An 11,845-nucleotide genomic window follows, 5' to 3' on the forward strand; every position below is an offset into this window, starting at 1 on the left:
GTGGGCAGCGCGGGGGAACAGTTCGGATTCCACACCGAGGTGATGGTGCGGTGGTCCGACATGGATGTCTTCCAGCACATCAACCACGCGCGGATGGTGACGTTGCTCGAAGAGGCGCGCATCCCGTGGCTCTTCGCCGACGGCCGGCCCACCCAGAGCCTGCGCGAAGGTGCCGTGATCGCAGATCTCCACGTGCGGTACCGGCGGCAACTCCGCCACTCGGACGGCCCGCTCGACATCATGATGTGGACCGAGAAGGTCCGGGCGGTCGACTTCACCATCGGTTACGAGGTGCGTCCCGGTGGCGCTCCGGCCGACTCCGCACCGGCCGTGATCGCCTCCACCCAGATTGCGGCGTTCGACATCGACACCCAGCGGCTGCGGCGGCTCGACGACCACGAACGTGAGTTCCTGCTGCGGTGGCGGCGTGACTGACACAGCCGGCCGGGGCCGCGGTGAACGCGCGATACGTCTCGACGGGCCCGCCGAGCGCACCGACCTCGCCAGCTTCCTCACCCATGTGCTGCGCATGGACGACGCGGCTGTCGTACGCCTGCGCCGCCGGGGCGACGGTGTGCTCGGCGTGTGGGCGCAGACCGGCTTCGAGGTCCTCGCGTCGCGGGTCGTGCGCGGCACCGTCGATCCTGCCGACACGTGCGTCGCCGCCGACGGCCTGCGCGCCGCGCTCGTCGGGGCGTCGGGTCCGCACCCCGAGGTGGACCCGGGATGGGCGATGGATTCGGCCTGGCGCGGTGCGCTGCCCCCCGAGGGCGGCTACACGCACGTCGACGACGTCCCTGCCCGCGTGCTCGTCGAACTCGCCCACCGCGGCGTGACCGTGACCCGCGAGCAGGGCGCGCAAGGACCTCCGGCGTCGCTGCTCGCGCAGGAAGTACTGGAAGTGAGCGGCGGTGACACGACGGTGGGGGTGCCCATGCGGATGGTCTTCGCGCTGGGCGCAATGGGATTCGTCCCCACCTCGGGCCGGGACTCCGGCGATGTCGAGGGCATCGATCCCGCCGAGGTGGTCCGGGTTCGCGCCTCCCCGACGTGGCTGCGCCTCGATGCACGGTACGGGTCCGTCCATCTGCGCCGGACCGGTGGTCTCGGTCTGAGTGTGGTGTAGCCCGGTCAGACGAGCCAGGCGGCACTGTCGGGCGGGAGATGCCGGCCCGCGATCGGTGTGCTGGACAACAGCACCGTGCCCGGCGGGAGCACGACCGGCTCCGTGCCGGCGTTGAGCACACACGTCACTCCGCCGGTACGCCGGAACGCGAGACAGCCGGGCGGGCTGCCGTACCAGCCGATGTCGTCGCCGGAGATCTCCGGACGTTCGTGCCGCAGCTCGATGGCGCGCCGGTACAGCGACAGTGTCGATCCCGTGTCGGCGAGCTGCGCTTCGACGGTGAGCGCGGCCCAGTTCTCGGGCTGGGGCAGCCACGACTGCGACGCGCCGGTGAATCCGAACGGAGGGGCCGTGCCCTCCCACGGCAGAGGGACGCGGCATCCGTCCCGGCCACGGTCGGTGCGCCCCGAGCGTTCCCACACCGGGTCCTGCAGCACCTCGTCCGGGAGATCCACGTTCGGTAGCCCGAGTTCGGCTCCGTTGTAGACGAACGCCGCACCCGGTAGCGCCAACTCCACCAGGATCATGGCGCGGGCCCGGGCGAGGCCGCGCGCACCGCCTCCGTAGCGGCTCACCTCCCGGTCCACGTCGTGGTTCGACAATGTCCAGGTCGGGGACGCCGGTGTGCCGGCGACAGCGGCGAAGCCCTTGTCGATCGCTTCCTTGATCTCGTTCGCATCCCAGCCCGCGAGAGTCAGGTGGAACTCGAAACCGAGGTGCAACTCGTCCGGCCGCAGATAGGCGGAGAACCGCTCGTGATCGCTGACCCAGATCTCACCGATCGTCACCGCATGCGGATACTCGTCGAGCACTTCCCGGATAGCCCGGTGGATGGCATGGACTTCGGGATTGTCGAAGCGGGGATCGGACGCGGCATGTCCGAGGAGTTCGTTCTCCTCCCAGCCGTCGTGGTCGGCCAGGTCTGCGGGCTTGGCCATGCCGTGCGCGACGTCGATGCGGAACCCGTCCACGTGCCGGTCGTGCAGCCAGAACCGGAGAGTCTTCTCGAGGTCCTCGCCGACATCCGGGTCGGCCCAGTTCAGATCGGGTTGCTGCGAGGCGAACACGTGCAGGTACCACTGGCCCGGGGTGCCGTCGGGCTCGGTGACCCGGGTCCAGGCCGGACCTCCGAAGATGCTGGGCCAGTTGTTCGGCGGCTCGTCGCCGCCCGGTCCGCGACCGTCCCGGAAATGGAAACGGTTGCGTTCCGCGCTTCCCGGTGGCGAGGCGAGTGCCTCGTGGAACCAGGGATGTTCGCTGCTGACATGGTTCGGCACGAGGTCCATCACGACACGAATGCCCCGCGCGTGCGCCTCGCCGACCAACGCGTCGAAGGCGGCGATGTCACCGAAGAGAGGGTCGATGTCGCGGGGGTCGGATACGTCGTACCCGTGATCCGCCATCGGCGACCGCATCACGGGATTGAGCCAGAGCGCGTCGACTCCGAGGAGTTCGAGGTACCAGAGGTGGCTGCGGATCCCGGCGAGATCGCCGACCCCGTCTCCGTCCGAGTCGGCGAACGACCGCGGATACACCTGGTAGAACACGGCATCGCGCCACCAGGCCCGCGCGGGGACGGGACCGTCGGTCGGCGCATCGCTGGGGCGGGCCACGGGAGTCATCGTGACAGATGCGCGCCGCGTGGACAGGTCGAACCGTGGCAGCGAATTCCTGTCCGCGCACACGTGATAGGACAATCCTCATGAATTGGACGCCGATCGTCGCTGTCTCCCTCGACGACGTGGAACTTCACGAAGATCCGATCGACCCGGACTGGATCCACGACGGGACGCCGGTGGCCCGCAGCGGTCAATGGTCGACAGGGAGCGACCTGACCACCACCACCCATGTGTGGGACTGCACGGCGGGCCGTTTCACATGGCACTTCGGCGCCGACGAGATCGTCCACATCGTGGAAGGTTCGGTGATCGTCAGTTCCGACGACGCCGATCCGCGGATCCTCCGTGCCGGGGACGCGGCCCTGTTCCGGGCCGGCACGTCCGCGCTCTGGGAGGTTCCCGAGTACGTCCGCAAACATGCGATTCTGCATCGGGTGATGCCCGCACCGCTGATCTTCGGATTCCGCGTCGCCGGAAAGCTCAGGTCGCTCGTGCGGAGGGGCTGACCCGTTCCCGGGACGGCGTCACACGGCCGAATTCATCATCGAGTCGGCTGCCATGTTCATGTAGTCGAGCAGTTGGCGGCGGTGGGCGTCGTCGAGGGTCTCCTCGTCGATCGAGGCGATCGCGGTGTGCATACAGCGCAGCCACGCGTCGCGCTCGAGCGGTCCGATGCGGAACGGGTGGTGCCGCATGCGCAGGCGCGGGTGGCCGCGTTCGTCGGAGTAGGTGTGCGGCCCGCCCCAGTACTGCTCGAGAAACATGCGCATGCGCCGCTCGGCCGGGCCGAGATCTTCCTCGGGGTACAGCGGACGGACGATCTCGTCCGCGGCCACCTCTTCGTAGAAGCGCGCCGTGATCTTACGAAACGTCTCGGCGCCGCCCACTGCGTCGTAGAAGGTCTGCTCGTCACTCATCGGTTTCTGCTCACCATCCCTCTCGAGTGTCCATTGTGCCCGTTGCAGCGGCCCGCCCGTCGCGGCAGCGGTATCCGTGTCCGGCGGCTCCGGAAGTTCACATACCCGACCTCGGCAAGTCGCACGATTCAGGGTGCGATTTTCGACCATCCGTGATGCACTGTTTCCAGTCTTCCGGAGGTCGTATGAAGCACCGCAGCAGCGCACATCGACAACTCCCGCCCGCGGATGCCCCGATGGGGGCGCCGGGGGCCAACACCCTGCGCGTGGTGCGCGACAGCACGGCGGTGCCCGACTGGGTCAAACGACGGGTGCTGCTGCTCAATGCCACCTACGAACCTCTCACGGCGCTGCCGGCCCGGCGCGCCGTCATTCTCATGACCGGTGGTAAGGCCGATACCGTCCACGACGACCCGCACGCGCCGTTCGTCCGCTCAGCGGAATGGTCGGTGCAGTTGCCTTCGGTGATCCGCCTGCGCAGTTACGTCCGGGTGCCCTATCACGCCCGGGTACCCATGACCCGCGCGGCGCTCATGCACCGCGACGGAAACCGCTGCGCATATTGCGGCGCGAAAGCCGAGACGATCGACCACGTGGTGCCTCGCAGTCGCGGAGGCGAGCACAGCTGGGAGAACTGCGTCGCGTGCTGCGCGCCCTGCAACCACAAGAAGGCAGACAAGATGCTCGCCGAACTCGGGTGGACGATGCGCGCCGTTCTCACCCCGCCGAAGGGCAGGCACTGGCGCCTGCTCGCCACCCTCCCGGAGTTGCACCCCACCTGGCTGCCGTACCTGGGAGAGGGCGCCGCCTGACGGCACGGTACGGAATCAGGGGCGTATGCGGCCTTTCCCGGGTGCCTGGGCTACCGTTTGCGTGTGAGCATTCTCGAGACAACCCTGATCTTCGTCGGCATTCCGCTGCTGATCATCTTGGTCTTCGCCGGTCTGTCCCTGACCGGGCAGCGATACCCGGGCCCCGTTCCGTCCGATACCGCGTACACCCTCGGCCAGAAGTGGGAGTACGAGCCGGTGCTGTGGACCGCCACGGACGAAGTGACGCGCCCCGGGCATCACGCCCATCACGGACATGTCGTCGGTAACCCGGCGGATCTGATCGGAGGTACCGCAAGTGGCAAGTGGTGACGTGATCCACACTCCCGCCCGTTCCCAGGAGACTCTTCCGTACGGCGCGGCACTCACGACGAGCGGCCGAGTTTCGAGCGCTCGCCCGCTCGGCGAGCCGTTCGCCGGACCGCCGTTCAAGGACAGCGACCTCATCCGGCTCGACGACACGCTGACCGATGCCATCCGGGCAACCCACGTGCGGTTCTCCGTGTACATCGGTGATGCCGTGAACCCGGCTGCCGAGACCGACGCGCTGCTGCCGGCGACCCCCGACGCGGAGAACTCGGTGCTGATCGCCGTGTACCCCAATCAGCGGGCCATCGAGATCCGTTCCGGACGCGAGGCTTCCGCCCGCGCGACGGATCGCGTCCTGCAACTCGGCGTCACCGCCGCGCTGGCGTCCTTCGGCCAGGGGAACCTGCTCGACGGCATCACCAGTGCCGTCCGCGTGATGGCCAACGCGATCATCGCACCGTAGGTCTCGATGCTTCTGTAGTTTCGGCGGTCTCGCGGCGCCGGCGACCCTGCCGTCTCTGCGCTCCGCCACCGTGGCCCGGTGCCGCGCTCGGTCCGACGACCGGGTGCGGCACCGGGCCACAGGCGTTTCACATGCCGTGTGAGATCACGACGCGTCGAACGAGCGTGCCTTCAGCGACCGGACGATCCCGGCGCGGCCCTCGACGATGAGCCGGCGCAGCGCCGGCGGATGCTCCCCGGCGAGGAAGTCGTCGGCCGCTGCCACCGCATCCTCGGTGACGGCCCACGACGGGTACAGACCCACCACTACCGTCTGCGCGACCTCGCTCGAGCGCCGCCCCCACACCTGCGGAACCTCGGCGAAGTACCGTGCGACATACGGTGCGAGCAAGTCGCTCTGACCCAGCGGCGCGAACCCGCCGATGACGGCTCGGGCGGTGACGTTGGGGACGGTGTCGTCGTGCACGACGGTCTCCCAGACCTGTTCCTTCACTTCCGCCTGTGGCCGGGCGGCGCGTGCCGCAGCTGCCTGGCGGGCGCCTGCCGCAGTGGCGTCGCGGCGGGCCTCCGCGTCGATGAACGGCGACTCGACCCCGTCACTGTCGATCTCGCCCGCCGCGGCGAGCGCGTGGACGATGCGCCAGCGCAGGTCCGTGTCGACGACGAGTCCGTCCAGTCCCACCGACGCCGGGTCTGCGTCGAGCAGTTCGGTCAGTACTTCGGTGTGCCACGGCGACAGTTGCGCGCTGCTCAGCGCATTGACGAACGCGAGCTGGTGATCCGATCCCGCCTCGGCCTCGCGGGCAAGCTCGAGCAGCCGGTTCGCGAAGTCGGGCCAGCCTCGCTCGTTCGCCCACGACGGCTCCGAGTAGCTTGCCAGTGCGGTGGCCGCTTGCATCAGCAGACGCTGCACGACGCCCACTTCGGTTTCGGCGGCGATGCCGCGCTGCACGAGTGCGACGAAGTCCCGAGCCTTCAGTTCCGCCTGCCGGGTCATCTCCCACGCGGCCGACCACACGAGGGTGCGCGGCAACGAGTCGGTGATGTCGCCGATGCGCTCGAGGACCGTCGAGAGCGACTCGTCGTCGAGGCGCACCGAGCAGTACGTCAGGTCGTCGTCGTTGACGAGCACGAACTTGCCGCGGGGCACTCCCACCAGTTCGGGGACGTCGGTGCGCTCGGCCGCGTCGACATCGATCTCGACGCGGTGGGTCCGGACGAGCTTGCCCGAGCCGTCGTCGTCGTACACACCGATCGCCAGACGATGGACCCGCAGTTCACCGGCGCCGGGCAGGGCGCCTTCCTGAACCACCGCGAAGCGGGTGAACGTGCCGTCGGCGGCGACCTCGAAATCGGGTCGCATGATGTTCAGCCCGGTGGTCTTGAGCCACTGCGCTCCCCACCCGGACAGGTCGCGTCCGGAGGACTTCTCGAGAGCAGCGAGCAGGTCGTCGAAAGTGGCGTTGCCGTACGCGTGCTCGCGGAAGTAGTCGCGCAGCCCCGCGAGGAACGGTTCCTGCCCCACATAGGCGACGAGTTGCTTGAGCACCGACGCGCCCTTGGCGTAGGTGATGCCGTCGAAGTTGACCTCCACGGCGGCGAGGTCGGGGATGTCCGCGGCGATCGGATGCGTGGACGGCAGCTGATCCTGCCGGTACGCCCACGACTTCTCGACGTTCGCGAAGGTCGTCCACGCGTTGGTGTACTCGGTTGCCGACGCCTGGCACAGCACCGACGCGAAAGTCGCGAAGGACTCGTTGAGCCACAGGTCGTCCCACCACCGCATGGTGACGAGGTCGCCGAACCACATGTGTGCCATCTCGTGCAGCACCGTCTCGGCGCGGCGTTCGTACGAGTACCGGGTCACCTTGGAGCGGAAGACGTAATCCTCGAGGAATGTCACCGCCCCCGCGTTCTCCATTGCGCCGGCGTTGAACTCGGGCACGAACAGCTGGTCGTACTTGCCGAACGCGTACGGCACACCGAAGTTGTCGTGGTAGAAACCGAAACCCTGCTTGGTTTCGGCGAAGAGGCGGTCGGCATCCATGTGTTCCGCGAGCGACGCGCGGCAGTAGAGGCCCAGCGGGATGGTGCCGTGCGCGTCGCTGTACTCGTCCGTCCACTGCGCGTACGGACCGGCGATCAGCGCGACGAGGTAGGTGCTCATGCGCGGTGTCGTCCGGAAGATGTGCTGCCCCGGTTGCGCGGCCGCCGTCTGCACCTCCGCACCGTTGGAGATGACCTTCCAGCTCTCGGGCGCGGTCACGGAGACGTCGAACGTCGCCTTGAGATCGGGCTGATCGAAGCACGCGAACATCCGCTTCGCGTCGGCGGTCTCGAACTGGGAGTAGAGGTACACCGCGTCGTCGGTGGGGTCGACGAATCGGTGCAGACCCTCGCCGGTGTTGGTGTAGAGGCACTCGGCGTCGACGACGAGTTCGTTCCGTGCCGCCAGGCCCGTCAGGGCGATCCCGGTGTCCTCGGTGTAGCCGGACACGTCGACCGGGGCGCCGTTGAGGGTGGCCGAGGTGACCGATTTCGCGATGAGGTCGATGAACGTCGACGCACCTTCGGTCGCGTCGAAGCGCACGGTGGTGAGAGAGCGGAACGTCGTGGTGCCGGGTGCTCCGGCTCCGTCCGTCAGATCGAGCTCGATGCTGTAGTTGTCGACGGACAACACGGCGGCGCGCTCGGCGGCCTGCTCGCGGGTGAGATTGGGTGGTGCCACAGAAGAGCTCCTTTTCACGACGGGATGTCGGCAGGCATCCATCCCATCATGATCGGGGTAGCGCCATGGTCGGGACGTCGGAACGTCGCCCGTGCGGACAGGGCGGGGAAGAATACGGCCCGACAGACTGTTGGACGGCGTATCGCGGCAACCGCCGGGTTCGGACCATCCTGAGGAGACCTTCGTGAGCGACTCGACCACCCCCACCGGCAAGGACACCGCCGATTTCTGGTTCGACCCGCTGTGCCCGTGGTGCTGGGTGACCTCACGCTGGATTCTCGAGGTCACGAAGGTGCGCGACATCGAGGCACGCTTCCACGTGATGAGCCTGGCAGTGCTCAACGAGGGCCGCGATCTCCCGGAGGAGTACGCCGAACGCATGAAGGACGCATGGGGTCCCGTGCGTGTCGCCATCGCCGCGGCACAGAAGTACGGCGACGACATCCTCTCGCCGCTCTACACCGCGATGGGCACCCGGATCCACAACGAGGGCAACGAGAACCTCGACGACGTCGTCGCCGGCGCGCTCGCGGAACTCGACCTCGATCCGTCGCTGGCCGACGCCGCGACCAGCACCGAGTACGACACGGCGCTGCGTGCGAGTCACGCCGCGGGAATGGACGCCGTGGGCCAGGACGTGGGAACGCCGACCATTCACGTCAACGGCATCGCGTTCTTCGGACCGGTGTTGTCGAAGATTCCGCGCGGTGAAGAAGCCGGCACCGTGTGGGACGGCGTCGTCGCACTCGCGTCGTACCCGCACTTCTTCGAGCTCAAGCGCAGCCGCAACGAGGACCCGACGTTCGACTGAGGTCCGAGCCTGCCCGGTGCTTCGGACGCGAGACGCGTTCGAAGCACCGGGCGCGGCGTCTTCGGGCACATCCGGGCAGGGCGTCGCTCCGCACACCGGGGACTCGTTAGACTCTGCTCATGCGCGTGTACCTGGGAGCCGACCATGCCGGTTTCGAACGTAAGAATCAGATCATCGAACACCTGACCGCGAACGGCCACGAGGCGATCGATTGCGGCGCCTTCGAGTACGACGCTCAGGACGACTACCCGGCGTTCTGCATCGAGGCCGCCCGCCGCACCGTTGCCGACGAGGGAAGCCTCGGACTGGTGCTCGGTGGCAGCGGGAACGGCGAGCAGATCGCGGCGAACAAGGTCCCGGGCGCGCGGTGCGCGCTGGCGTGGAGCGTCGAGACCGCCACCCTCGCCCGCGAACACAACAATGCTCAGCTGATCGGCATCGGCGGCCGGATGCACACGCTCGAGGAAACCCTCGCGATCGTGGATGCCTTCCTCGCGGCCGAGTGGTCGAACGAGGAACGTCACCAGCGTCGCATCGACATTCTTGCCGAGTACGAGAAGACCGGTGTGGCTCCGGCCGTGCCGGGCGCATAGAACTGACCTGTGCCCGAAGGACATATCCTGCACCGGCTCGCCCGGTTGCACACCGAGTGGTATTCGGGTGCGCCGGTGCGGGTGTCCAGTCCCCAGGGACGCTTCGAGGACGGTGCCCGGGCAGTCGACGGGCGGGTCCTCGTCCACGCCGACGCGTGGGGCAAGCATCTGTTCCATCATTACGACGGTGGCCTCGCGGTGCATGTCCACCTCGGTATCTACGGAGCCTTCACCGACACGGAGTTGCCGCTGGGCGAACCGGTGGGGCAGGTCCGCATGCGGATGATCGGTGCTCGTCACGGCAGCGACCTGCGCGGTCCTGCGGCGTGCGAGGTGCTCACCGAGGGTGAGGTCGACGCGATCGAGGCGCGCCTCGGACCGGATCCGCTGCGTCCGGACGCCGACGCGGAGCGGGTGTGGACACGAATGAGCCGCTCCCGCAGCCCGATCGGCTCGCTGCTGATGGATCAATCCGTGATCGCCGGGGTCGGCAACGTCTATCGCGCGGAAGTGTTGTTCCGCCACAACATTCATCCCGGTCGGCCCGGACGCGATCTCACACGCGACGAATTCGATGCGCTGTGGAGCGATCTCGTCGAACTCATGGAAGTGGGGGCGCAGCGCGGGCGAATGCACGTCGTCCGCACCGAACACGACGACGGGATGCCCTCCTATGCGAAGGACCGTCCCCGCACGTACGTGTACCGCCGTACCGGTGAGCCCTGTCGTGTGTGCGGGACCCCGGTGCTGCACAAGGTGATGGGTGCGCGGAACCTCTTCTGGTGCCCGACGTGTCAGCCGGACTGACCAGCGGCCGGGTCGACGCCGGGATCGCCGGCCGAGCCGACGACAGCGTCGACTCCGATGCGTAGGCATTCGTCGAACACGTCCCGATCCGGCACCGCGACGGGATCGACGGTGACCCCGATCCCGCATCCCGCCCGGTACGACATGAGCGTCGCGTTGAACGCGGCGCCGTGCGTCGGGCCGAAACCGTAATACCGCTCGACTTTCGCGCCACCGATGTAGAGCGGCGCGCTCGACCCGGGGAGCGTGGCGGTCAGTACGTCGTGCGCGCCGAAGAGCGCCTCGCTGTTCGACAGTGTGGTCACCGGTTCTCCGCGCAATCCCCGGCCACCCGCGGGACGTGAGTCCGCGCCGTCGGGAAAACTGGTGCGATCCGTCTCGATCCGGCGCATCAGTTCTTCCGGGTTCGAAGCACTGTCGAGCAACTCGACCGTGACGGGGTTGCTCGTGGACACCGGAATTGCGGCGCGCAGGGTGTCGGCCTTACGCCCCTGGCGGTGCCGGTATGCAGCGCACGCGAGCAGCATCGCGGCGGCGAAGCCGCTCTCGAGTCCGCAGTTCGACCGGTCGGTTGCGACCCGGAGGTCTGCGAGCGGAACGTCGACCACATGAAGCCGGTACGGCAAGTGCCGGTGAGAGGAGTGGTCGGACGCCGTGCGCCCATCCGGGGTGTCTGCGGGTTCTCCCAGAAGAGTCTTCACGACGGAAGTCGCAGTGCGGGCCAGTCCGCGTGTGGCCGAGCGTGCCCACGACCGGACGGGATCGCCCGTGTCGTCGGGGGCCGCGAGGTGATGCAATCGGATCACCAGGGCAGACCGCCCGCCCGTCAGTCCGTCGAGCAGTGTCAGCCCCCACAGAGGGTGCCGCACGGCCGGTGTCGGGGGAGCGGTGCCCGCGAAGTCGAGTACGTCGGCGAACGTGGCGTGCGGGGGTAAGGACACCCGGTCGAGGTGCCACGGCGGATCGGAATCGGGGTCGCCGGCCCATCGCGGAGCTTCGAGCCCGAACGGCACGTCGACGACCCGGTGCCGGAAGCTCGGCGCCTCGTGATTTCCCGGTGCCAGCATGCCGGTGACGCGATCCCAGTCCGGAACGGCGTCGAGGGCGACGACCGCCACGACGACCGAACGCGGCACGGGAACGGTGGTTCCGTCGCGGTCGGGTCGGTCGGTCACAGTGGGGACGCTCTCACACGATCCGGCCCGCGACACCGATCTTGTGTGGCGCATCGCGGATTCGAGTCGAAACGGTGATCCGCCGTCGCCGGCGCGCAGACCGGGACGGAAACGACAAAACGTCCGCCGACCTGGTGGTCGGCGGACGTTTGCCCTGGAGGGGATGACGGGAATCGAACCCGCGTAGCCAGTTTGGAAGACTGGGGCTCTACCATTGAGCTACATCCCCGTTGCCGTTGCTTTCACCGTTTCCGCGGTGTCCGCTCCGTGCAGGATGAGACTGTACCGAACCTCGCTTTGGATTTCATAATCGGGGGGCCGTAGGATTCTGCTGCGGGTCCCCAGGGATGCTCTAGGGGTAGCCGGTGACGGGATGTGGCGCAGCTTGGTAGCGCATCCGCTTTGGGAGCGGAGGGTCGCAGGTTCGAATCCTGTCATCCCGACCAGATCGAACGGCGTCAGCGCGCT

At 68.0% G+C, this 11,845-nt stretch carries 13 protein-coding genes and 2 tRNA genes; 10 read left to right on the forward strand and 5 right to left on the reverse strand.

Features of this window, described 5'->3' with window-relative positions; translation table 11 throughout:
- Together HF877_RS06990 and HF877_RS06995 are read left to right on the forward strand one after the other, a co-directional pair.
- A complete protein-coding gene (locus HF877_RS06990; protein WP_169620461.1) occupies positions 1 to 435 on the forward strand; it encodes a thioesterase family protein in 435 nt (144 codons plus the stop codon).
- Complete coding sequence (locus HF877_RS06995) at positions 428 to 1,126, forward strand: hypothetical protein (RefSeq protein ID WP_169620462.1); 699 nt, start codon at positions 428 to 430, stop codon at positions 1,124 to 1,126. Before HF877_RS06990 ends, HF877_RS06995 begins: the two co-directional genes overlap by 8 nt.
- Before the next feature lie 5 nt (positions 1,127 to 1,131).
- On the opposite strand, the gene HF877_RS07000 is transcribed toward HF877_RS06995, so the two are convergent.
- A complete protein-coding gene (locus HF877_RS07000) occupies positions 1,132 to 2,748 on the reverse strand; it encodes a glycoside hydrolase family 13 protein (RefSeq protein ID WP_169620463.1) in 1,617 nt (538 codons plus the stop codon).
- A gap of 80 nt (positions 2,749 to 2,828) precedes the next feature.
- Between HF877_RS07000 and HF877_RS07005 the strand changes: the two genes are divergently transcribed.
- Positions 2,829 to 3,251: a cupin domain-containing protein gene (locus tag HF877_RS07005; protein WP_169620464.1), complete on the forward strand. Its 423-nt coding sequence runs from the start codon at positions 2,829 to 2,831 to the stop codon at positions 3,249 to 3,251.
- 18 nt (positions 3,252 to 3,269) lie between these two features.
- On the opposite strand, the gene HF877_RS07010 is transcribed toward HF877_RS07005, so the two are convergent.
- Positions 3,270 to 3,662, reverse strand: a complete 393-nt coding sequence (locus tag HF877_RS07010; protein WP_169620465.1) for a globin — start codon at positions 3,660 to 3,662, stop codon at positions 3,270 to 3,272.
- 185 nt (positions 3,663 to 3,847) lie between these two features.
- On the opposite strand from HF877_RS07010, the gene HF877_RS07015 reads away from it, so the two are divergent.
- The 3 genes from HF877_RS07015 to HF877_RS07025 all read left to right on the forward strand — a co-directional run bounded on the left by HF877_RS07015 (position 3,848) and on the right by HF877_RS07025 (position 5,264).
- Entirely contained in the window at positions 3,848 to 4,474 is a 627-nt protein-coding gene (locus tag HF877_RS07015) for an HNH endonuclease (protein ID WP_169620466.1), read from the forward strand.
- Positions 4,475 to 4,537: 63 nt separating this feature from the next.
- Positions 4,538 to 4,804, forward strand: a complete 267-nt coding sequence (locus HF877_RS07020) for a hypothetical protein (protein WP_169620467.1) — start codon at positions 4,538 to 4,540, stop codon at positions 4,802 to 4,804.
- Positions 4,791 to 5,264: a DUF5130 family protein gene (locus HF877_RS07025; protein ID WP_169620468.1), complete on the forward strand. Its 474-nt coding sequence runs from the start codon at positions 4,791 to 4,793 to the stop codon at positions 5,262 to 5,264. The genes HF877_RS07020 and HF877_RS07025 overlap by 14 nt, the downstream gene beginning before the upstream one ends.
- 144 nt (positions 5,265 to 5,408) lie before the next feature.
- Here the strand turns inward: HF877_RS07025 and pepN are convergent, their stop codons facing one another.
- Positions 5,409 to 7,991: an aminopeptidase N gene (gene pepN / locus HF877_RS07030; RefSeq protein WP_169620469.1), complete on the reverse strand. Its 2,583-nt coding sequence runs from the start codon at positions 7,989 to 7,991 to the stop codon at positions 5,409 to 5,411.
- A gap of 184 nt (positions 7,992 to 8,175) precedes the next feature.
- On the opposite strand from pepN, the gene HF877_RS07035 reads away from it, so the two are divergent.
- The 3 genes from HF877_RS07035 (at position 8,176) to HF877_RS07045 (ending at position 10,202) form a co-directional block, all read left to right on the forward strand.
- On the forward strand, positions 8,176 to 8,802 hold the full coding sequence (locus HF877_RS07035) for a DsbA family protein (RefSeq protein ID WP_169620470.1): 627 nt from the start codon (positions 8,176 to 8,178) through the stop codon (positions 8,800 to 8,802).
- A gap of 119 nt (positions 8,803 to 8,921) precedes the next feature.
- Positions 8,922 to 9,395 (forward strand): ribose-5-phosphate isomerase, encoded by a 474-nt coding sequence (locus HF877_RS07040; RefSeq protein WP_169620471.1) that lies wholly within the window; start codon positions 8,922 to 8,924, stop codon positions 9,393 to 9,395.
- 9 nt (positions 9,396 to 9,404) lie between these two features.
- Positions 9,405 to 10,202, forward strand: coding sequence for an Fpg/Nei family DNA glycosylase (locus HF877_RS07045; RefSeq protein WP_169620472.1), 798 nt, complete (start codon positions 9,405 to 9,407; stop codon positions 10,200 to 10,202).
- On the opposite strand, the gene HF877_RS07050 is transcribed toward HF877_RS07045, so the two are convergent.
- Positions 10,190 to 11,377 (reverse strand): wax ester/triacylglycerol synthase domain-containing protein, encoded by a 1,188-nt coding sequence (locus tag HF877_RS07050; protein WP_346765085.1) that lies wholly within the window; start codon positions 11,375 to 11,377, stop codon positions 10,190 to 10,192. The two genes, HF877_RS07045 and HF877_RS07050, sit on opposite strands and share 13 nt — an antisense overlap.
- A 155-nt stretch (positions 11,378 to 11,532) precedes the next feature.
- Positions 11,533 to 11,606: transfer RNA gene (locus tag HF877_RS07055), tRNA-Gly, on the reverse strand.
- A gap of 140 nt (positions 11,607 to 11,746) precedes the next feature.
- Between HF877_RS07055 and HF877_RS07060 the strand changes: the two genes are divergently transcribed.
- A tRNA-Pro gene (locus tag HF877_RS07060) sits at positions 11,747 to 11,823 on the forward strand.
- The last annotated feature ends 22 nt before the right edge of the window (positions 11,824 to 11,845 follow it).

The sequence above is a fragment of the Rhodococcus sp. BL-253-APC-6A1W genome, from assembly GCF_012843405.1.
Taxonomy (GTDB): domain Bacteria; phylum Actinomycetota; class Actinomycetes; order Mycobacteriales; family Mycobacteriaceae; genus Rhodococcus.

Excerpts from the sequence above, each read along its gene's own strand:
- HF877_RS07040 (WP_169620471.1), top strand. The coding sequence starts at position 8,922 with ATGCGCGTGTACCTGGGAGCCGACCATGCCGGTTTCGAACGTAAGAAT.
- HF877_RS07010 (WP_169620465.1), bottom strand. The coding sequence starts at position 3,662 with ATGAGTGACGAGCAGACCTTCTACGACGCAGTGGGCGGCGCCGAGACG.
- HF877_RS07000 (WP_169620463.1), bottom strand. The coding sequence starts at position 2,748 with ATGACTCCCGTGGCCCGCCCCAGCGATGCGCCGACCGACGGTCCCGTC.
- HF877_RS07005 (WP_169620464.1), top strand. The coding sequence starts at position 2,829 with ATGAATTGGACGCCGATCGTCGCTGTCTCCCTCGACGACGTGGAACTT.
- HF877_RS07015 (WP_169620466.1), top strand. The coding sequence starts at position 3,848 with ATGAAGCACCGCAGCAGCGCACATCGACAACTCCCGCCCGCGGATGCC.